This window comes from Chryseobacterium sp. Marseille-Q8038 (assembly GCF_965111995.1).
Window position 1 is genome coordinate 189,110 of record NZ_CBCOPN010000002.1, and the last position, 18,896, is coordinate 208,005.

Consider the following 18,896-nt stretch of genomic DNA (forward strand, 5'->3'; position numbering starts at 1 on the left):
AGTTAATTTAACCAATATTATCATTCACAGAACAACAAACCGAAAAAATTTTAACAGCATCAGGGTATTAAATTTAAAAGTCCTGAAAGAATTGACAACTTTCAGGACTTTTATGATTAAAAAACACTTTGTTTTTAAGCCATTACCTCATTATTTCGTCTTGGTGCTTTGTCACAAAGAACGTCTGCAATACTTTTGGAAATAAGGTTTCCTTCTGTAAGGTTATCCAGCCAGAAGAATTCTCCTGCAGCATTAATCTCTATGAAGTAATATTCGTCTTCAGGAGAAACAATCATATCTATTGCTCCGTAATCTACATTATAAATATCAAGCAGTTCAAGGAGTTTTGCTTCCACATCTGCCGGAAGTTCTGTTCTGTTCCATTTATCGATAAGATTCACCCCATCTTTTCTCCAGTCTATTTTAGCATCTTCGGACTGCTGAGAATCTATTTCGAATGCATAGACTTCTCTTCCCACAATGGTAATACGAAGTTCTTTTTTCTTTTGAATCATCTGCTGAAACTGCATTGGACAGTACAACAAAGAATCCAGTTCCTCCAGTTTATCTTCATTGACAACGTTGGTAAATACTACATTTTCAACACCGTCTTCATAAATGGCAAAACCGGTCTGCATTTTTGCCACTACATTTTGATGTTTCAGAATAAATTTTCTAGCTTCATCAGGATTGTTGGTAAGACAGGTAGCCGGAATGGTCAATCCTAATTTATCTGCAATTTTCAATTGTTCTTCTTTACTGTCGAGTCTTCTGTACACACTTGGTTTTCCTAAAGAATAGGCATCTACAGATTCGAAGAAACCAAAAAGGGTATTACGGATTTCTCCCATTGCGGCACCGTAAAATTTAGTATCCATTTCTTCTCGCAGACCTTTTCCTATGTTGTAGGCTCTTCTGTACCAGATTGCAGAAATATCATCCAGTCTGTGTTTTGCTTCAGGAGTTTCAAGAATGCTTATCCATTCTCCGTCCTGGAAAATAGTGGACAGTTTGTTTTGTAAAGGATATACGTCTACATCAAAGCGAATGACTTCACAGTTGTTTTTTTCAATGTATTCTGTGACTTTTTCAATAGAAAAATTATCTGCGGTATGGGTTATAATTAAAATTTTATTCATGGAAATTGATTCTTTTGATAAGATTGTCGGCAATTCTTTCTGCAATGGGAAACCCCAGTTCTTTTTGCAGCATTCCCCATTCTCCCTGCGGATTGACTTCAAGGAAATAATAGGCTCCGTCTTTTCCTTTGATCATATCGATCGCGCCTATATAAAGTCCCATTTCATTCATCATAGAAGTGAGATTTGCTTTTACAGATTCAGGTAATTCGTAAGCTTCCCAGAAATACCCTTCACGGGCTACTCTCCAGTCTGCATTTTCACTGTTATTGATTTTTCCTGTAAAGAAATCCCCGTCTACATAAACGATTCTCAATTCGTATTCTTTGTCAATATAAGGTTGAAAAATCATCGGACAGTAAGCGATATCTGAAAGGTGTTCCAAAGATTCCTCCTCAATAACTGTAGTGGAAATCATGTTTTCTCCTGACATTGTTTTCGCTGTTACCCCATGAAGTTTAGCAATGGCTTTTCCCTGACAGTATTGATAGAAAAATGTTGTTATTTTTTCTTCATCATTGGAAAAAATGGTTTTGGGAATGGTTAAGTTATTTCTTTGAGCTACTTTCAGCTGAAATATCTTATTTCCATCTACTTTTTTTTCATTTTCATAAGGGTTAATCCAGGGAATATGTTCTAAAGCTGTCATCAGATTATATCTCAGACTTCCATATTCGTTGAGAAAGATTCTTTCATAGTCCTGATCCAGTTCTTCAGGAGCATTGATCCTCCAGGCTTTCCTGTGCCACACTCCTTTTATGGTATCGGAATGGATTGTCTTCCCTGATTCATCCGTGAGCTCAAATGAATTTTCATGGATGCTGATTTTCTGAAGATGGTTCAGATGGTCAGAATTGAGTCTGAAATAGGGAATATTTTGAGACGTCAGGTATTCAAAAAAGATGTCGATATTATAAAAATCCTGTGAATGGGTGATGCAGAGAATCATTTGCCGGTTTTATTAAAAAGGGAAACTTACTATTTAAGTTTCCCCTACTATTTTATTTAATGTTCTGTCTGATCTTACAGTGGAATAAAGATGGTATCATCATCACCGTCCGATGGATATTTCAGCGTGTGCATCATATCATCTTTTGGAGAAGTTACTGTATCTATGGCAGGTTTTGTGATCAAATCCCTTTCAGCAAGGGTTACGTCAGTTCCTCCTTTTACCGTTTCAGGGTCTTTCACCTGCTTTTCTAAGAATGATGCGAAAAATGGCTTCTTCTTTGAGTTTTGGTTTTTCATAATGTTTTAGTTTTGGTTTGATATATAATTAGCTTAAGCTGTATGTATATTTTTTATACTTCTAAAACATCATCATCTCCGTCAGATGGATATTTCATGGTTACATTGTCATTATCAGGCTTGGTAACATTATCCTTAAGAGGAGTCGTGATCTGATCCTGAAGGGATGTAGTAATTTGGTCTACAAGTACGGAAGTAATACCTCCTCCTTTTACTGTTTCAGGATCTTTAACCTGTTTTTCTAAGAATGACGCAAAAAACGGCTTCTTTTTTGAATTTTTGTTTTCCATAAGTTAATATTTTTATTGTTTTGGAAATCCAAAGTACAAAAAATTCAAATCATGGAGAAATAATATTGCGTTTTAATAAAATTTTAACACAATATCAAAAATCAAAGTATAAAATTAATTTAAACCAAGAAATTCCTTAACAACATTTGCAAAATCAACGGGATTTTCGGCCTGCACCCAATGTCCTGCATTTTGTACGGTTACTATTTTAGCTTTAGGAAATTGCTGCCTGATACCAAATTCATCCTGTGGCAGGATATAATTAGATTTTGCTCCTGCAATAAACAATGTATCTCCTTCAAAAACACCGAATTTAATGGCGTTGGATACAAATTCAGTATATTTTTCAGATAATGTTTTAAGATTGAATCTCCAGCCCAGCTTTTTATTGTCATCCCAATACAGGTTTTTCGTTAAAAACTGCACGGTAGATCTTTCCGGAATATACTGGTTCAGAACGGCTTCCACTTCATTTCTTGAGGATACGGTATCAAAATCAACCGTTTCCAGTGCTTTGATAATTCCCTGATGGTGTGGCGGATATGCTTTAGGCGAAATATCGACAACGATAAGTTTTTCAACACGTTCAGGATATTTTATGGCAAACTGCATTACCGCTTTTCCCCCAAGTGAATGTCCCAGAACATGAGCTTTCTGAATTCCGTAATGATCCATATAGCGTGCAATATCGTCTGCCAGATCATCATGGGACATACTTTCTGAATGAAAGCTTCGTCCATGGTTTCTAAGATCGATCAGATGGACAGGAAGATATTCTCCCAGATCCTTTCCGAAACTTCCCCAGTTGTCAAGCATTCCGAATAATCCGTGAAATACGAGAAGCGGCGTATTGGTTACATTTTCGCCGAATATTTTTGAGTTTAAAATTTCCATTTTTATAGAAGTTAGAGGTGAGAAATTAGAAGTTAGATAATATAAGAGATCAGAAACAAAGTTGTACTAAATTCTAGTATCTAGCTTCTAACTTCTCTTAATTAATTACCATTTTGCCAGTCTCTTCAAATAAGCCTGTACTGTATTTTCCAATCCCATATAAAGTGCTTCAGAAACCAAAGCATGTCCGATAGATACTTCCAGCAGATTGGGAATAGTATCTGAAAAGTACTTGAGATTTTCTAAACTCAGATCATGTCCGGCATTGATTCCCAATCCTAATTTGCTCGCTTCAACAGCGGTATCGTAATAAGGTTTTATGGCCTGTTCTTTATTGATAAGATAATTTTTTGCGTAAGCTTCGGTATACAGTTCAATTCTGTCTGCTCCTGTTTTAGCTGCATATTCTACCAGTTCCGGTAAAGGGTCAAGGAAAACAGAAGTACGGATTCCTGCTTTTTTAAATTCAGCAATGATCTCTGTAAGGTAATCAAGATGTTTTTTGGTATCCCAACCTGCATTGGATGTAATAGCATCATCAGCATCCGGTACCAGAGTCACCTGTTCAGGCTTCACTTCCAATACCATGTCAATAAAATCCTGATGAGGGTTTCCTTCAATATTAAACTCAGTCGTAACCAATGGCTTCAGATCATAGACATCTTTTCTTGTGATATGCCTTTCATCAGGTCTTGGATGGATGGTAATCCCCTGTCCTCCGAATTCCTGAATTTTTACAGCAGCTTCTGTAACACTTGGGGTTTCACCTCCTCTTGCATTTCTTAACGTCGCAATTTTATTAATGTTTACGCTTAGTTTTGTCATTTTTTATTTTAGATGTTAGATATGAGAAGTTAGAAGTCAGAAGCCTGAAGCTGGAAGTAAACCAGACTTTGTACTTCTATTTGTCTTTCTAAATTCATTATCATTTAAAAGTTTAATTAAAATATGTTTTAAAGTGGATAAAACTTCCAGCTTCCTTCTTCTGTCTTCCAGCTTTTCTACACTTTCACGCTAACCTGCATCACCTGAAGTTCAAATTCTTTTGAAGCCACCAATAAATGGTCAAAAATATCGGCCTGAATCTGCTCAAAACGCTCCCATTTGGAATCATTGGCAAAACAATATATTTCAAGAGGCAGCCCTTGTGGCGTAATCTCCAGCTGGCGAACCATTCGGGTTCCGTTTTTATCAACATCCGGATCATTTTCAATATATTTCTGGGCGTAATATCTGAAAACACCGATATTGGTAAGCTGCCTTCCATTCACGATTTTATCTTTATGTTCAAGGCTTTCTTTTTCTTTTTTGATCTCTGAGGCTCTTTCTTCCAGATAATCTGAAATCAGGTTAATCTCCTTTAAACGCTCCACATCTTCGTCCGTTAGAAATTTAAAAGAATTGATGTTAAAGTAGATTGATTTTTTTATTCTTCGGGTATTGGATTCAGACATCACCTGCATATTCTTGATCTCTGTGGTCATCAGATCATAAGTAGGAATGGTAGAAACGGTTTTATCAAAATTGGTGATTTTGGTAGTCAAAAGATTGATTTCCGTAATATTTCCTTCAATACTGTATTTGGGAATACTTACCCAGTCTCCTACTTTCAGGTTTTTAGAAGTCGCTACGTGAAGTCCTGTTACAAATCCTAAGATTGTATCTCTGAAAACCAATACCAGCACCGCTGTAATGGCCCCAAGACTTCCTACAATAGTGGTTCCTTTGATGCCAAAAATCACACAAAGCCCGACTACTGTAAAGATGAAAAGTCCTAAAATTTTCACAGTTTCAGAAATAGCATTAAGTGCCATAATCTTATAGAAATCCTGTTTGATGCTGAAATAATTTCTGAAAGCAGTCAATGATCTGTACAGCATTCCTGCTAACATGAGTACCAATCCCAGATTGATACATCGTATAATAAAAATGGTTGTTTTTGGCAATGCATTTTCAGGAAATATGGATCCCTGTATACCGGCAACAGCAATCAAAGCTGCAAAATGTGCTACGGAGTTGGTGATTTTGGCCTGATAAATAGATTTTAAGATGGGAAACTTCTGTTCATTATGAAATAACCTGAAGACAGAATTAATGATGAATTTAAAAATAAAATCAGTAATAAAAAACAGGACAAGAAGTAAGCTCAATTTTACAATAATATGGAAAACCCAGTTCAGCCCGGAAGGTGATATCTGGGTAATATAAATGTAAAGCTGTTCGCTCAGCTCCTGTATAAAGTTTTTAGTTTCTTGTAACTGGTCATTCATTACAGCAAATTTATGAAATTAAGAATCATCATTTTACTATTCATAATCAATTTTCATCCCAAAAAGTAGTAAACGAAAAATATTGCGGATCAATCTTCAAAATATCAAATCTTCCACAACCCTTAATTATAAATGAAAAATCAACTACAAATTATCAATTTAAATAAAAAATATTAAAATAAATTACAATTTTAATGTTTTAATATTAAAAAATTATTAAATTTGATTAAAACTAAACCCATCAAAATCAATTAAATATGAAACAAAATTACTTGTTCATCATGCTATGCAGCCTTGTGTTGTTAGTAAACTGTAAAGGCGGCGATGACCCAATCAATCCCGAAGATTCCAAAACAATACCTACCGGAACAATAGAAGGTAAAGTATTTGCTAAAAACGGAACAAAACCTATTGGCGGGGCCATTGTATTCACTATTGACAGTAAAAATCAGGTGTACCATACCTATTCCAATGCTGACGGAACATTCAGCCTAACGGCACCTGAAGGAAACTCTACCCTTCACATTCAGACAGGGAATGGTTTAAACTTCAGAACAGAAGTTCCTGTTACCGTTAAAAAAAATGAAACAACCAGTGTGGCCGACAAAGATTCAAAACTGAATCAGATTGCAAAAATAGCTTATGTAGAAGGCAGTTATGACGAGATAGAAAGTATAATTACAAGTCTTGGTTATACAGCAACCGAAATTAGCTATCAGGATTTAAAAAATTTCAACACCATTTCTCAGTACGATATTATTTTTCTGAACTGCGGTTCCCGTAACTTCAATTATTCAGGAACCAACACACCGAGTAACGACCTTTCCATTTTCAGTAATCTCTCTACTTTCATCACGAATGGCGGAAGCATTTATACTTCAGACTGGGCTGCCGCCTATCTGGTAGGTGGAGATAAAAATGCTCCGTACTGTGGTGTTTATGGAGGTTTTCTGGATCTTACAAAGATTTGCTTTAATACCAATGGTAATAGTGCAATGTATAACAACTGCAGCGTTTCCAATGCTGCTATGGCCTCAGCAATAGGATTCAGCACATTAGATATTCAATATGACCAACCTTTGTGGCAGAAAATCCAGCATTATGATCCGTCGTTCTGGGAAGTATTGGTACAGAAAGATAATGAGCCATTGATGATAAGAACCAATAAGTACGTCAATACAACAGCTCCTAAAACACCTGTGGGGACATCGTTAAACAATAACCAGATGACCATCTGCCACCATACGGCAAATGGCAACAATATTACCATTACCATTAATCAGAATGCATGGAACGCTCACCAGGCACATGGTGATTATGTAGGATCATGTTCAGCCACTACCAGCAGCGGAAATATCTACTATACCACATTCCATAACCACGCCAGTGGAAATATCGGTAAATCAGGACCGATTCTGGAATACGTAATCTTAAATTTGTAATAAAATTTTATAACTCAGTTCTCAAAGTGGTCTTTTATAAGGCCACTTTTTTTATATTGCATGTATATTTTTTAAAAAGAATGGATACAACGATTATTAATATTTTCTGCCTTATTCTGTTATTTATCGGGATACTGGGAACATTTCTTCCGGTATTACCCGGGCTTTTGCTGAGTATCTGCGGACTTCTGATCTATAAATTCGGGACAGATGCAGACCTTCCGATGATCTATATCTGGGCATTCGGAATTCTCACCGCAGCTTCAGTAGTATTAAGCTATGTGATTCCGGCAAAAACCAATAGAAAATATGGAGGTACACGTTGGGGAAGTATCGGTTCTGTAATAGGAACCATTGTTGGGATATTTCTTCCGATTCCCTTAGGTTTTCTGATAGGAATGTTTGCAGGGGTATTTATTGGTGAATTACTTCATGACAGCAAGGATATGAATAAAGCTTTACAGTCAACCAAAGGAGCACTGATTGGATTCATTTATGGAACCGGATTCAGTTTTGTGGTAGGAGTGGCAATGTTTTTGGTAGTATTACTTAATATGTTCAACGTCATTTAATTAAATATAAGAAACTATGTTCCATAAAATTGTCATACTCAGCCTGGGAATATTTGCATTAACAGGATGCGATGCCCAAAAAAAAGCCAAGATTAACCCAAAAGCTACTGAAATGCCTGCAGGTACAAAAACAACAAGCACTAACAATCAGAAAGATGGTGTTATATATCTGAGTGAAGGAGAAAATAAGTTTTTAAGAGAATACCAGATGAATGTTACATTCAAAGGGGTTTCTGAGGACAGCCGTTGCCCTGAAGGAGCTAATTGTATCTGGGCCGGAGTTGCTCTTGCTCAGGTAGAAGTAATGGGAACTTCTACCCGACCAATGATTCTGAACCTTGCCAGCGCGGATTATCCGGGAAAAAATTATTACCAATCAACAGAATTCAACGGATATACCATTACATTGCAAGATGTTGCCCCAGCCCCAAAATCACAGGATGGTACAAAAGCATTAGCCGGAAAATATAAAATCGGAATTACGATAAAAAAAACAGACCCATCTGCTGATTCTACCAGGAAATAGGCTTCTTCCCCTTGGAAATAAGATACTCATTAATTTTTGAGAAAGGCTTACTTCCAAAAAAACCTCTGTACACGGAAAAAGGTGAAGGGTGTGCCGATTTAATAATAAAATGTTTAGCCGGATCTATGAGTTCGGCTTTTTTTTGTGCAAAAGCGCCCCATAAAACAAATACCACATTTTCTTTTTTATCGGAAATTTCCTTAATAATGAAGTTGGTGAATTTTTCCCAACCAAGATCTTTATGAGAATTAGGTGTATGGGCACGAACCGTTAAAGTAGCATTTAACAATAAAACGCCCTGTTTTCCCCAGTCATCAAGCTCTTTAGAGGTTCTTACCACTCCCAGATCATCTTTTAACTCAATAAAAATATTCTTAAGTGACGGTGGTGCTGCCACCTGCTCAGATACAGAAAAACATAATCCGTTCGCCTGATAATCATTATGGTAAGGATCCTGACCAATAATCACAACTTCCACATCATCAAAAGCCGTAAGCTCCAATGCTCTGAAAATCTGATTTTTTGGTGGAAAAACTTTGGTTGTCGCATATTCATTCTTCACTTTCTCCCAAAGGGTGGTAAAGTATTCCGTACTTTTTATCGGGGCTAAAATTTCTGTCCAGGTCATAGTGCAAAAATAATAATATTAAAATAAGAGCCTCTGTTATACCTTAAATATCTTCACTTTTCTTTCTATCAGCATATATGAAAAATAGGACAACAACAATGAAAGGGATATTAATAACAGATTATTAAGATGATAAGAATGTACAATAACGAAATCCTGTTTCTTCACCATATAATGGATAATATATAATGAGTAAGAGATATTTCCTAAAAAATAGACAGCTTTGGTTTCTAAAAATGTCTTCAGGTAATTGGGCTTCCCTTCATACAGATATTTGATCATAAATGCTGATAATAAAGGAATAAATAACAGCCCTTTTTCAATAAACAACATGGATATGAACAATATGAGAATGATATAAATAATCAGGTTTTCTTTCTTCATTTTAAATGCTGGTAAAAGGGCAACTCCGATCCCAAGAAAATAGGAAGAAATTGTTCTCAGAAGAGAAACCAGCCCATAAGGAAGATCAAGATATCTTGGTGATTCTCCTATCTCCAGCGGAATTTCAGAACCAATATACAAATGGCCGGGAAGATAAGGAAGTACAAACCTCAACGCCAAACCGGCAATAATTAAAATTTCACTGCGCACTTTATAATGCAGAACAAACCATAACATAAAAGGGAATAGTAAGTAACAAACCCATTCTGTACTTAGCGACCAATAGACTACATTCAGCAGATAATCAGGATCAAAAAAACATTGTAATAATGCAGCATTAATCAGAAATCCTGCTATGGAAGTCTTCACCAAAAACAATGCAATAAAAATAACCGATACAATGTATACAGGATAAATCCTATTGATTCTTTTTTTATAAAAAACCTCTATTGTTTTATAATTCAGATTTTTAAGCTTCCCGGAATAAGAAACCGTAAGCAAAAAAGCACTTAATACAAAAAAAATATCCACCGCTACATACCCCTTTCCTACGACATCCTGAATGAATTCATTCCTGAAAAAACTAAAATGAAAAAACGCTACCCATAATGCAACAATCCCTCTAAGTCCCGTTAAAGATTTTATTTCATTTTTCATATGTAATTTCAATCGGCGATAAAGATAGAGAAAAACCAATTAGATTTCATAGGAACCGCCGGAGACTCTTTGCAGGCGAAAAATAATATTATCCGGAAAACCTTCATCCTGCTTCCCTTCTTCCAAAATAAAATGATGTTTTAAAAGAAGCCCTTTCGAGTTTTCATTGAACTTATGGGTGATTGCCAGAATTTCCTCTACCTTCAATTCATTAAATCCAAAATCTAAAACGGCTTTCAAAGCTTCAGACATAATGCCCTGCCTGTGATATTCGGGTAACAGTTCATAACCAACTTCTGCTGTTTTCCGGTCTTCAGAAAAATTCCAAAGACAGATTGTTCCGATAAGATTCGGCTGATCTTTTAAAGAAATTCCCAAATAGACAGTTTGGTTGTTGCGAGTTCTTTCTTTAATGGTCAAAATAAACTGAAGAGCGTCGTAATTATTTTTGGGTGAGTTTCTTAGGACGAACTGATTGATCACTTCATTGCTTCGAATCCGTAAAATATCCTCAACGTGGCTTTCGTTGATATCTCTCAGTAATAATCTTTGGGTTTCCAGTTTCACATTTCAAATGTAATAAAAGAATATCATCTTATTTTTAACATTCCCATCTTTTTCAGAAAAAAGTAACATCATAAAGTTCAAATTTAAAGGTAATTTATTCTGTAAATCTCTCAGATATACGGAATAATCAAAATTCTCACTAAATTTGCATTGTGTATATAGATAAAGAAGATTTAGACGAATTAGAGTTTCCGCAATTGCTCGCGGAAATCTCCCCATTTGCGTATTCTCCGAAAACAAGAGAAAAAATTCTTCAACTTCGTCCAATGGAAATAGACGAGGCAGAACTTTCATTAAAAAAAACTTCGGAATATCTTTCGAGTTTTGAAAGTTCAAATGCGATTCCGTTTGATGAATATGAAGATATTGAAAGTGAGCTGAAATTGATGCTGATTGAGAATTACCGTCTTGAAAATGCTGCTTTCATCAAAATAAAAACCATCACGGAACAGATCGGAAAACTGCAAAAATTTTTCCCTACCATGCCGGAAACCTTTCCTACTTTATTAGAAGAAGTTTCTGTACTGGAATTCAGAAAAGAGATCATTGAGAAGGTAGATAAGGTTTTTAACCGTTTTGGTGAGGTAAAAAATGAAGCTTCTCCAGCTTTGAAAGGCATAAGAACTGAAATTCAGCTTGCTAAAAAAGCGATTCAGGAAAATTTCAACCGTGCCCTTACCACGTATGGACAGAGTGACTTTTTGGATGATATTCGGGAAACAATTATTGATGACCAAAGGGTTCTGGCAGTAAAATCAGGATTCAAAAAAAGGGTTGCCGGAAGAACGTTAGGAATTTCCAAGACAGGTTCCATTACTTACATTCAGCCGGATAGTGTTGTGAAGCACTATTTCAAACTCCGTGAAAATGAAGAAGAAGAGAAAAAAGAAATTGACAAAGTTCTCCGTAAACTGACTGCAGAACTGGCAGAATTTCAACCTCAGCTGTGGAGATATCAGATTTATATTTTTGACCTTGACCTTATAAGAGCCAAAGCAAAGTTTGGTGAATTGATCAACGGAGTTCTTCCGAAAATCAACCATCATAAAACGCTGAGATTAAGAGAGGCTTATCATCCTCTGTTATGGCTGAGAAATAAAGTAGAGAACAAAATAATTCATCCCCAGAGCCTTACCTTAACAGACCACAACAGGATTATCTGTATTTCCGGTCCGAATGCCGGAGGAAAATCAATTACCCTGAAAACGGTAGGACTATTACAGCTGATGATTCAGAGTGGTATTCTGGTTCCGGTTCACCCGAAGTCTGAGATGTTTTTCTTTGAAAAAATCATGACGGATATTGGAGACAACCAGTCCATTGAAAACCATTTATCAACCTACTCATCAAGATTGAAGAAAATGTCCGGAATCATCCGTGAGGCTGATGCCAATACTCTTTTATTGATTGATGAATTCGGTACGGGTTCTGATCCTGAGCTTGGAGGTGCGCTGGCAGAAAGTTTCATGGAGTTTTTCTATGACAAAAAGAGTTTTGCCATCATTACCACTCACTACACCAATATTAAACTGGTAATAGAACAGCTTCCCAATGCCCAGAATGCAGCCATGCTCTTCAATGAAGAAACACTGGAACCTATGTATAAACTGGAAGTAGGACAGGCAGGAAGTTCATTTACGTTTGAAGTTGCAGAAAAGAATAAGATTCCAAGATTCATTATCCATTCTGCCAAGAAAAAGGTAGAGCATGATATTGTTAATCTTGATAAAACGATTGTAAAACTGCAGCAGGAAAAGTTTGAGGTTGAAAAACTGAAATCTGATCTTGCAGAAAGAAAAGAATCTGTAGAAGATAAACGTGACAACCTTCAGAAACTGAATGATCAGCTTCAGCAAAAGCTTTTCAATTTCCAGAAGCTGTATGAGGAGGAACACCGTAAGCTTCAGTTCGGGAATAAGATTGAAACATTCATTGACAGCTATACTAAGGGAAAATCCAGAAAAGATGTTGTAAAAGATTTTGTAAAACTTCTTGAACAGGAGAAATTCAGAAAACTTGGGAATGACAAAGATGAATCAAAACGTCTGCAGGTGGTTAAGAGAAAAATTACCCAACAGCTGAAAAAAGAAGACGTTATTGAAAAAATTGCAGAAACCAATGAAAGACTGGAAGAACAGCGTAAAACCGACCGTGCAGTGTGGATGAAAATCGGGCAGCGTGTTCGTATTACGGGAAGCACCAGCGTAGGAACCATTGAAAAAATTTCACGCAATAAAGTGATTGTCAATTACGGAACTTTCAAAACAACAATTAATGCGGATGAACTTGAGAGAATTTAATTCATCTGAAATTAATGGAATGCAAATAGTAAGAGAGAGCACTAGAAGGTGCTCTCTTTTTTGATCTTTATTTCTTAATGAATTTTAATCGGATTGTATTGTCTTTATCTTTCAGCTGGATAAAATAAATTCCTTTGGACAAATTACTAAGGTTTACTTTATGGTCAGAAACTTTTCCTTCTCCCGTTTTCTGTCCCACAGCATTATAAATTTCATAATCCGTTACGTCTGAAATTCCTGAGATATTTAAAACATCGGATGCAGGGTTAGGATAAATTTCAGGTTTTGCAGATTTCCCTGATTCTTCAACTCCAAGGGTGAGATTGAGTAAATCTACTCCATAATCTTCAACTTCTCCATAGGTAAATGTACTACAGCCATCTGCTGGCATTGTTTGACTGGAAACAATCCTCATGGTTACCCCACACAATGTCACTGCTGCCAAACTTGGAATTGTGAAAACAGATACTGCCGGAGCAGCCTGAGTGATATTATTCGCCACCATAACTCTTTCGCTGGATTCAAAAATTCCGTTGGCATTAAGATCAATCCATGCCGTTACAGTGGCTGTACCCGGAGTTCCCGTCCACGTATTGGTCACTGAAAGTGTATTTCCTGTACTTCCTATAAAAAACTTGACCTTACGGCTTACATCACTTCTGTAATCTGTATAATTGGAAGGCCCGGAATTACTGACCATTGGAGTGGTAATTCCTGCAGAATTTACGGTCACATTGGAAATATGCATCAGGCTGGTATCTGTAGATGCACTAGCACAATAATTAAGCGTTGTTGTAAAAAATACAGGAGTAGACCATGTTCCCTGTACGGTACACACTTTTACCACCTGCACTTCATAAGTTGTACAAGGCTGCAGATTAGTAATAGTATAAGAATTTTGCCCAGCTACAGGAGTAGCCACCATCCAGATAGTGGATCCAGGGATTCTATATCTGATAAAATTATTCGGAGTATTGGGATCAGCAGTCCAGGTAACAGTTCCTGAGGTAAGAGTTGTAGACACCTGCACGCCAGTGGGAGCATTGGTATCACAGTAAAATAAGGGTTGGGATTCTTCTTCTACTTTGTTGTTTGCCTGAAAGCTGGAAACTCCCAAAATAAAAGAGAATACATACAGTAGTTTTTTTGTCATGTTTATTAGTTTTAAAATTCCCTTGAAAAATAAGAGATTTTTTGGAATATCTCCCACACAAACTCGATATTATTGTGCTTTTTTTAATACTTTTGAAATTAATGCTGTAAAAAATACACTCTCATAGATATTCCATTTTTATTTTTACCATGAACAAAAGTTTTTCTATTCTCTGGATTTTTTATAAAAAAATAATGTTTCCAACTTTGGGATTTTCTTTATTGATTTCTTTTTTATCATCATTCAGTATTAAAAATTTTGGACTGAATTTCCTTTTAATCCTTCCTGTTCTTCACTATTTCATTTATGAATTAAGGTTTAAAAACGAATATTACTTTTATGCCAATGTAGGGTTTTCGAGGATTTTTCTTTGGGTAGGAACGATATTATCGGGGATTATTGTAAAAATTATAACATTGTTTTTATGAGCAAACTGCATGTTGATAGTGTGACAAAGTCCTTCAATGAAAGGAAAATTTTGCAGGATGTTTATATAGAATGCGAAACCGGACAGATTACAGGGCTGCTGGGCAGAAATGGAAGTGGAAAATCAACTTTATTAAAAATTATTTTCGGGGTTATCAGCGGTGATACCCAGTTTATAAAATGTGGCAACAAGGTTTTGAAAAGTATATCAGACAGAAAAAACAGAATCTCATATTTGCCTCAAGACCTTTTTTTACCTAAATATGAAACCGTTAAAAACCTGATTCCTTTCTTCTGTAATAAAGAAAACACCAATTTACTGTTTGCCCTGGAATTCATACAACCCTTTCTTCATGAAAAAATTAAAAATATTTCTAAAGGCGAACAGAGAATTATTGAATCCCTGATGATCACTTACTCTGAAACAGATTTTGTTTTACTGGACGAACCATTCCATAGCCTTTCTCCAAAAGTTTGTGAAGAATTAAAGAAAATCATTCGTCAGCAGTCAAAGTATAAAGGTTTTATTATTTCTGATCACAATTACCAGGATGTTCTGGATATTTCAGACCACCTATATCTGCTTTCTGACGGCCATCTAAAACAAATACAAGATTTTAAAGAACTGCAGCGGTATAATTATCTCCCGAAAAGTATTTAATTTATATATTTGGGGATCAAAAAAAATTTCATGATGACTTTTATAAATAAAGCATTCTATTTATCCGCATTCAGTATTTTATCTATAGCTTTTGTAAAAGGGCAGACAAAAGTTCCTTTTGGAGTTGTAAAAGCTGAAGAAGGATATGCCAACGTACGTGTACATAAAGACGACTACCGAAAAATTGTAGACAAGATCCGTATGCGTAAAGGAGATGTTTTTGTTTATGTAAAACCGGCTCCGGGAGAAACAGAATGGATCTGGATCAAATATCCGGAAAAACAGGATGATGACAAGCCTTTTGTACGTTATGAAACTCTTGATAAAGAAGGAATGGTGAATAAAGGGCGTATTGCCTATGTAGATCAGCTTCCCGCGTATACTCCTTCTAAATCTAAAAACGGAAGATCAATTATTTTCACAGACAATTCCGATCCTAAAATCCCTACCGCCCAAAGAAGCAAAGTAGTGATTGATGTCTATCCTTCCAATGCAGGATACCGTAAAAAGGAAAAAGATGCTGAAGGAAAAATTCTTACCATTGATAAAGTAAAACCATGGGGAATAGGAAATGATCTTCCTGAAGGAATGACTGAAATCAAATCCATCAGAGTACAACAGCCCGGAAGAGGTTCTGTTTTTGTAAGAGAAGCCATCAAAAATATGTTCCAGCCTACCATGGATTTTGAGAACATTGGAGTAACTTCCCTTGACAACGATAATATTTTCCTTTATATGATCAATGGTTCAGGAGAAAACAGATACACAACTCTTTGGACAATCAAAAAAGGAAGAGTAATCAGCCAGATTATTTATCATAATCCGGAATAAATTCATTATTTTTGCACCCGAAAAAGTTTTACGCTTATTCATCATAGAAATTGGTTCTGCATCACTGCAGATTAAAAGGGAACCGTGTGAAAATCACGGACTGTCGCGCAACTGTAAGTAACTGAAATCTTTATCAAAGATCCACTGTGCGAGGCATGGGAAGGAGATAAAAGATGTTACAAGTCAGGAGACCTGCCTTTTTCTTAAACAAGTAACTTTCGCGATCTGAAGTTGTATTGATCTGATGAATTGTTTCAGGAATTTCCGAATTTCCTGTTATTATTCTGTTGTTTGATATTATTTCATTTCGCTTTAATTAATAATGAAATATGACTACAGAAGAAAGAATTGAAGCCTCCGAAACCAGAATCTTTAAAGCGGTTTTCCCAAACACAACCAATCATTATGATACCCTTTTTGGTGGTACGGCTATGCAGCTGATGGACGAAGTAGCTTTTATTACCGCTACCCGTTTTGCCAGAAAAAGAGTGGTAACGGTAAGCAGCGACAAAATAGATTTCAAAAAACCGATTCCTGCCGGAACGATTGTTGAACTGATTGGGAAAGTTTCATACGTGGGAAAAACCAGTATGAAAGTGAACGTTGAAATTTACACAGAGCAGATGTATTCGTATGAAAGAGAGAAAGCCATCGTAGGTGATTTTACTTTTGTAGCGATTGACGAATTCAAGAAACCAATCCAGATACTATAAATAAAGAATCGGGCGGCCTCTGGCCGCCCGATTCTTTTCATTTTCATTAAGGTTATTTCAACACTTTTTCTGTTTCCAGACTTCTGTTCAGTAAAAGTTCAAAAGCCTCTCCCATTTCATCCGATGCTCTGCTAATGGCATTTTCAAGCATATTTCGGATTTGTTTTTCGGTAACTCCGGCTTCCGTCCAGCTTTTTCCTGTGGTATGGGAATTTAAAATAAACGGCATGATTCTGTCGATTCCACAGGCAAAAATAGCATCCGGTGTTTTCTCATCTTCAAATTCAAGCCATAGATTAAAGAATTCTGAACGCAAAGGTTCATCCAGAATTCCAAAGATCTTTTGAGCAGATGCTTTCTCTCGTTCAAACTTACCTACCATTGCTTTTTCGTCAAAAATAAAAGTATCTCCGGCTTCTATCTCCACCAGATCATGAATGGAAAGCATTCTTATCACTCTCAATAGATCAATATCCGCACGGTTTTTAGCATACGGATAAAGGATCTGAGCCAGAATAATAATCTGCCAGGAATGTTCCGCCGTATTCTCTCTTCGGGAATCGTCTGCATTATAATTTCTTCGCTGTACATTTTTAAGCGCATCTACAGCCAGGATAAAATCTATCTCTTTCTGAATTTTCATCTTACTTCTTATTTCTGTTATATTGATCTGAAGGATATACCTTTATTTTGGTAATCCATTTATTATTAAGCTTTTCTTTAGTGGTTACTTTCACGCGTCCTTCAACGGTCATATCTTCTTCTTTTTCAAAGACTTTATCAAGTCCCTTATTCGGAATTACAGCATATTCTGTCGTAAAAAGATCACAGCATCCTGATTTCCCAAAAGTAATAAGGCGTTTACGTTTAGCATCAACTTCGAAAATATCAAAGGAATTGGAAGCAAGCTCCGTAAGCTCCTTGCTCTTCACAAAAGCCATTCTTGTACTGTTGAATACGTATACATCATAAGAGGCAGAACTGTAATTTCCCATATTACCATTCCTTACTGCTATATCCTCTGTTCCATCAAAATTAAAATCATCAATGATCACAGGGCTTTGTTCATTCTTTAACGGAAGCATTTTTCCCGGTATTAGCTTTTCGCCCTGATTCAGATTCAGCACCAGATGATCAGATATAAAAGTCTGCACCTTTGTATTTTTATGATCGTACAATTCTACAGTTCCTTTTCCGCTGCATTGTCCATCATAGCAATTCTCCACCTGGATGATGGCATCATAACTCTTCGATGCATTTTTAACTTCAAACTGATACTGTCCAAAACAGGCAGGTCCTAGTAAAACAAAAGCCGGTAAATGCTTATACTTATTGAATAAATTCATGGTAATAGTAAATGATTTAGGTGTTTTTTTCCTAACAAAAATACGAATCCTAATACCGATCTCAAAATCTCATTCTCTATATATGTTTCTCTAATAAAAGAATATTTATTAGTAAGAAGCTGTTTCCCGCTATCCGCTCATACTCCTCGCTTCTCTACGACGCCCTGGTTGCTGTGGGGTAACCGCTGCTATCGGGGCTATGATATGAGTAATGAGTGATAAGTGATAAGTGATAAGTGATAAAAGATCATTTTTTCTCTCCAATTTTCAAAATTCTATTTAAAAATTTAAATATTTTCAGACATTTTCTTGTAAAATCCGTTTTACTCAAAATTGACTATAAAAATTATTGTATTGATTTTCAATACATTAAATAATTTATTTTAAAAATTCCACTACTTTGTATTGCATAATACCATTTTATTTACATATCTTTGTAATGTAAAATCGAAATAGGTACAACTAGCTAGGTTCCGAACTTCGAAAATTATATAACTAATTAACAAAACTTATCAAAGATGAATACCGAAAATACCAAAGCGCAAATGCGAAAAGGAATTCTGGAATTCTGTATTCTAAGTCTCATCAATAACCGCGAAATGTATGTTTCCGATCTTATTGACGAACTGAAAAAAGGAAAACTGGATGTAGTGGAAGGAACCCTCTACCCTCTTCTTACAAGACTTAAAAACGGAGAGTTTCTCTCTTACAGATGGGAAGAATCTACAGGAGGACCACCCAGAAAATATTATCAGATCACAGAAAAAGGAAAACTTTTCCTGGATGAACTTCAAAATACATGGAATGAGCTGACAGCCTCAGTAAACCAAATCACCCAACAAAATTAAA

21 protein-coding genes and 1 riboswitch are annotated in these 18,896 nt (G+C 36.0%); of the genes, 8 read left to right on the plus strand and 13 right to left on the minus strand.

Features of this window, described 5'->3' with window-relative positions; translation table 11 throughout:
- Window positions 1-134 precede the first annotated feature (134 nt).
- From ACWPWS_RS14775 to ACWPWS_RS14805, 7 genes are all read right to left on the minus strand, one after another.
- Entirely contained in the window at window positions 135-1,139 is a 1,005-nt protein-coding gene (locus tag ACWPWS_RS14775) for an MvdD family ATP-grasp ribosomal peptide maturase (protein ID WP_209788404.1), read from the minus strand.
- The gene (locus tag ACWPWS_RS14780) at window positions 1,132-2,088 is read right to left on the minus strand and encodes an MvdC family ATP-grasp ribosomal peptide maturase (RefSeq protein WP_454047026.1); all 957 of its coding nucleotides are present in this window, start codon (window positions 2,086-2,088) and stop codon (window positions 1,132-1,134) included. The genes ACWPWS_RS14775 and ACWPWS_RS14780 overlap by 8 nt, the downstream gene beginning before the upstream one ends.
- A 74-nt stretch (window positions 2,089-2,162) precedes the next feature.
- Complete coding sequence (locus ACWPWS_RS14785; protein ID WP_105681010.1) at window positions 2,163-2,387, minus strand: microviridin/marinostatin family tricyclic proteinase inhibitor; 225 nt, start codon at window positions 2,385-2,387, stop codon at window positions 2,163-2,165.
- A 53-nt stretch (window positions 2,388-2,440) separates the two neighbouring features.
- On the minus strand, window positions 2,441-2,677 hold the full coding sequence (locus ACWPWS_RS14790; protein ID WP_209788400.1) for a microviridin/marinostatin family tricyclic proteinase inhibitor: 237 nt from the start codon (window positions 2,675-2,677) through the stop codon (window positions 2,441-2,443).
- Between the two features lie 114 nt (window positions 2,678-2,791).
- Window positions 2,792-3,571, minus strand: coding sequence for an alpha/beta fold hydrolase (locus tag ACWPWS_RS14795; RefSeq protein WP_454047027.1), 780 nt, complete (start codon window positions 3,569-3,571; stop codon window positions 2,792-2,794).
- Window positions 3,572-3,676: 105 nt separating this feature from the next.
- Window positions 3,677-4,396, minus strand: a complete 720-nt coding sequence (locus ACWPWS_RS14800) for a pyridoxine 5'-phosphate synthase (RefSeq protein ID WP_105681013.1) — start codon at window positions 4,394-4,396, stop codon at window positions 3,677-3,679.
- A gap of 176 nt (window positions 4,397-4,572) precedes the next feature.
- Window positions 4,573-5,841: a mechanosensitive ion channel family protein gene (locus ACWPWS_RS14805; protein WP_454047028.1), complete on the minus strand. Its 1,269-nt coding sequence runs from the start codon at window positions 5,839-5,841 to the stop codon at window positions 4,573-4,575.
- 257 nt (window positions 5,842-6,098) lie between these two features.
- On the opposite strand from ACWPWS_RS14805, the gene ACWPWS_RS14810 reads away from it, so the two are divergent.
- The 3 genes from ACWPWS_RS14810 to ACWPWS_RS14820 all read left to right on the plus strand — a co-directional run bounded on the left by ACWPWS_RS14810 (window position 6,099) and on the right by ACWPWS_RS14820 (window position 8,381).
- The gene (locus ACWPWS_RS14810) at window positions 6,099-7,283 is read left to right on the plus strand and encodes a carboxypeptidase-like regulatory domain-containing protein (RefSeq protein ID WP_454047029.1); all 1,185 of its coding nucleotides are present in this window, start codon (window positions 6,099-6,101) and stop codon (window positions 7,281-7,283) included.
- An 80-nt stretch (window positions 7,284-7,363) separates the two neighbouring features.
- Window positions 7,364-7,855 (plus strand): DUF456 domain-containing protein, encoded by a 492-nt coding sequence (locus ACWPWS_RS14815; protein ID WP_105681015.1) that lies wholly within the window; start codon window positions 7,364-7,366, stop codon window positions 7,853-7,855.
- A 16-nt stretch (window positions 7,856-7,871) separates the two neighbouring features.
- Window positions 7,872-8,381: a hypothetical protein gene (locus ACWPWS_RS14820; RefSeq protein WP_454047030.1), complete on the plus strand. Its 510-nt coding sequence runs from the start codon at window positions 7,872-7,874 to the stop codon at window positions 8,379-8,381.
- On the opposite strand, the gene ACWPWS_RS14825 is transcribed toward ACWPWS_RS14820, so the two are convergent.
- Genes ACWPWS_RS14825 through ACWPWS_RS14835 form a run of 3 tightly spaced genes read right to left on the minus strand, consistent with a single transcriptional unit; the run spans window position 8,368 to window position 10,617 of the window.
- Complete coding sequence (locus tag ACWPWS_RS14825; protein ID WP_454047031.1) at window positions 8,368-9,009, minus strand: uracil-DNA glycosylase; 642 nt, start codon at window positions 9,007-9,009, stop codon at window positions 8,368-8,370. The two genes, ACWPWS_RS14820 and ACWPWS_RS14825, sit on opposite strands and share 14 nt — an antisense overlap.
- A gap of 36 nt (window positions 9,010-9,045) precedes the next feature.
- Entirely contained in the window at window positions 9,046-10,050 is a 1,005-nt protein-coding gene (locus ACWPWS_RS14830; RefSeq protein ID WP_454047032.1) for an acyltransferase family protein, read from the minus strand.
- 39 nt (window positions 10,051-10,089) lie between these two features.
- Window positions 10,090-10,617 carry a GNAT family N-acetyltransferase gene (locus tag ACWPWS_RS14835; RefSeq protein ID WP_454047033.1) on the minus strand — a complete coding sequence of 176 codons (528 nt, stop codon included), beginning with the start codon at window positions 10,615-10,617 and terminating at the stop codon, window positions 10,090-10,092.
- A gap of 152 nt (window positions 10,618-10,769) precedes the next feature.
- On the opposite strand from ACWPWS_RS14835, the gene ACWPWS_RS14840 reads away from it, so the two are divergent.
- A complete protein-coding gene (locus tag ACWPWS_RS14840) occupies window positions 10,770-12,917 on the plus strand; it encodes an endonuclease MutS2 (protein WP_105681020.1) in 2,148 nt (715 codons plus the stop codon).
- Window positions 12,918-12,984: 67 nt separating this feature from the next.
- On the opposite strand, the gene ACWPWS_RS14845 is transcribed toward ACWPWS_RS14840, so the two are convergent.
- The gene (locus ACWPWS_RS14845; RefSeq protein ID WP_454047034.1) at window positions 12,985-14,070 is read right to left on the minus strand and encodes a GEVED domain-containing protein; all 1,086 of its coding nucleotides are present in this window, start codon (window positions 14,068-14,070) and stop codon (window positions 12,985-12,987) included.
- A gap of 424 nt (window positions 14,071-14,494) precedes the next feature.
- Between ACWPWS_RS14845 and ACWPWS_RS14850 the strand changes: the two genes are divergently transcribed.
- The 3 genes from ACWPWS_RS14850 to ACWPWS_RS14860 all read left to right on the plus strand — a co-directional run bounded on the left by ACWPWS_RS14850 (window position 14,495) and on the right by ACWPWS_RS14860 (window position 16,701).
- Window positions 14,495-15,157: an ATP-binding cassette domain-containing protein gene (locus tag ACWPWS_RS14850; RefSeq protein ID WP_454047035.1), complete on the plus strand. Its 663-nt coding sequence runs from the start codon at window positions 14,495-14,497 to the stop codon at window positions 15,155-15,157.
- 30 nt (window positions 15,158-15,187) lie between these two features.
- The gene (locus tag ACWPWS_RS14855) at window positions 15,188-15,988 is read left to right on the plus strand and encodes a hypothetical protein (protein ID WP_105681793.1); all 801 of its coding nucleotides are present in this window, start codon (window positions 15,188-15,190) and stop codon (window positions 15,986-15,988) included.
- Window positions 15,989-16,022: 34 nt separating this feature from the next.
- A riboswitch (cobalamin riboswitch) is annotated at window positions 16,023-16,202 on the plus strand.
- A gap of 115 nt (window positions 16,203-16,317) precedes the next feature.
- Window positions 16,318-16,701: an acyl-CoA thioesterase gene (locus tag ACWPWS_RS14860; protein WP_002977578.1), complete on the plus strand. Its 384-nt coding sequence runs from the start codon at window positions 16,318-16,320 to the stop codon at window positions 16,699-16,701.
- A 52-nt stretch (window positions 16,702-16,753) separates the two neighbouring features.
- Here ACWPWS_RS14860 and ACWPWS_RS14865 read toward each other — a convergent pair whose 3' ends face one another.
- Together ACWPWS_RS14865 and ACWPWS_RS14870 are read right to left on the minus strand one after the other, a co-directional pair.
- Entirely contained in the window at window positions 16,754-17,344 is a 591-nt protein-coding gene (locus tag ACWPWS_RS14865) for an HD domain-containing protein (protein WP_209788373.1), read from the minus strand.
- Between the two features lies 1 nt (window position 17,345).
- Window positions 17,346-18,047 carry an XAC2610-related protein gene (locus ACWPWS_RS14870; protein WP_454047036.1) on the minus strand — a complete coding sequence of 234 codons (702 nt, stop codon included), beginning with the start codon at window positions 18,045-18,047 and terminating at the stop codon, window positions 17,346-17,348.
- A gap of 518 nt (window positions 18,048-18,565) precedes the next feature.
- On the opposite strand from ACWPWS_RS14870, the gene ACWPWS_RS14875 reads away from it, so the two are divergent.
- The gene (locus tag ACWPWS_RS14875) at window positions 18,566-18,895 is read left to right on the plus strand and encodes a PadR family transcriptional regulator (protein WP_103234940.1); all 330 of its coding nucleotides are present in this window, start codon (window positions 18,566-18,568) and stop codon (window positions 18,893-18,895) included.
- Window position 18,896: the final 1 nt, after the last annotated feature.

Excerpts from the sequence above, each read along its gene's own strand:
- ACWPWS_RS14775 (WP_209788404.1), bottom strand. The coding sequence starts at position 1,139 with ATGAATAAAATTTTAATTATAACCCATACCGCAGATAATTTTTCTATT.
- ACWPWS_RS14780 (WP_454047026.1), bottom strand. The coding sequence starts at position 2,088 with ATGATTCTCTGCATCACCCATTCACAGGATTTTTATAATATCGACATC.
- ACWPWS_RS14785 (WP_105681010.1), bottom strand. The coding sequence starts at position 2,387 with ATGAAAAACCAAAACTCAAAGAAGAAGCCATTTTTCGCATCATTCTTA.
- ACWPWS_RS14790 (WP_209788400.1), bottom strand. The coding sequence starts at position 2,677 with ATGGAAAACAAAAATTCAAAAAAGAAGCCGTTTTTTGCGTCATTCTTA.
- ACWPWS_RS14795 (WP_454047027.1), bottom strand. The coding sequence starts at position 3,571 with ATGGAAATTTTAAACTCAAAAATATTCGGCGAAAATGTAACCAATACG.
- ACWPWS_RS14800 (WP_105681013.1), bottom strand. The coding sequence starts at position 4,396 with ATGACAAAACTAAGCGTAAACATTAATAAAATTGCGACGTTAAGAAAT.
- ACWPWS_RS14805 (WP_454047028.1), bottom strand. The coding sequence starts at position 5,841 with ATGAATGACCAGTTACAAGAAACTAAAAACTTTATACAGGAGCTGAGC.
- ACWPWS_RS14810 (WP_454047029.1), top strand. The coding sequence starts at position 6,099 with ATGAAACAAAATTACTTGTTCATCATGCTATGCAGCCTTGTGTTGTTA.
- ACWPWS_RS14815 (WP_105681015.1), top strand. The coding sequence starts at position 7,364 with ATGGATACAACGATTATTAATATTTTCTGCCTTATTCTGTTATTTATC.
- ACWPWS_RS14820 (WP_454047030.1), top strand. The coding sequence starts at position 7,872 with ATGTTCCATAAAATTGTCATACTCAGCCTGGGAATATTTGCATTAACA.
- ACWPWS_RS14825 (WP_454047031.1), bottom strand. The coding sequence starts at position 9,009 with ATGACCTGGACAGAAATTTTAGCCCCGATAAAAAGTACGGAATACTTT.
- ACWPWS_RS14830 (WP_454047032.1), bottom strand. The coding sequence starts at position 10,050 with ATGAAAAATGAAATAAAATCTTTAACGGGACTTAGAGGGATTGTTGCA.
- ACWPWS_RS14845 (WP_454047034.1), bottom strand. The coding sequence starts at position 14,070 with ATGACAAAAAAACTACTGTATGTATTCTCTTTTATTTTGGGAGTTTCC.
- ACWPWS_RS14850 (WP_454047035.1), top strand. The coding sequence starts at position 14,495 with ATGAGCAAACTGCATGTTGATAGTGTGACAAAGTCCTTCAATGAAAGG.
- ACWPWS_RS14855 (WP_105681793.1), top strand. The coding sequence starts at position 15,188 with ATGATGACTTTTATAAATAAAGCATTCTATTTATCCGCATTCAGTATT.
- ACWPWS_RS14860 (WP_002977578.1), top strand. The coding sequence starts at position 16,318 with ATGACTACAGAAGAAAGAATTGAAGCCTCCGAAACCAGAATCTTTAAA.
- ACWPWS_RS14865 (WP_209788373.1), bottom strand. The coding sequence starts at position 17,344 with ATGAAAATTCAGAAAGAGATAGATTTTATCCTGGCTGTAGATGCGCTT.
- ACWPWS_RS14870 (WP_454047036.1), bottom strand. The coding sequence starts at position 18,047 with ATGAATTTATTCAATAAGTATAAGCATTTACCGGCTTTTGTTTTACTA.
- ACWPWS_RS14875 (WP_103234940.1), top strand. The coding sequence starts at position 18,566 with ATGAATACCGAAAATACCAAAGCGCAAATGCGAAAAGGAATTCTGGAA.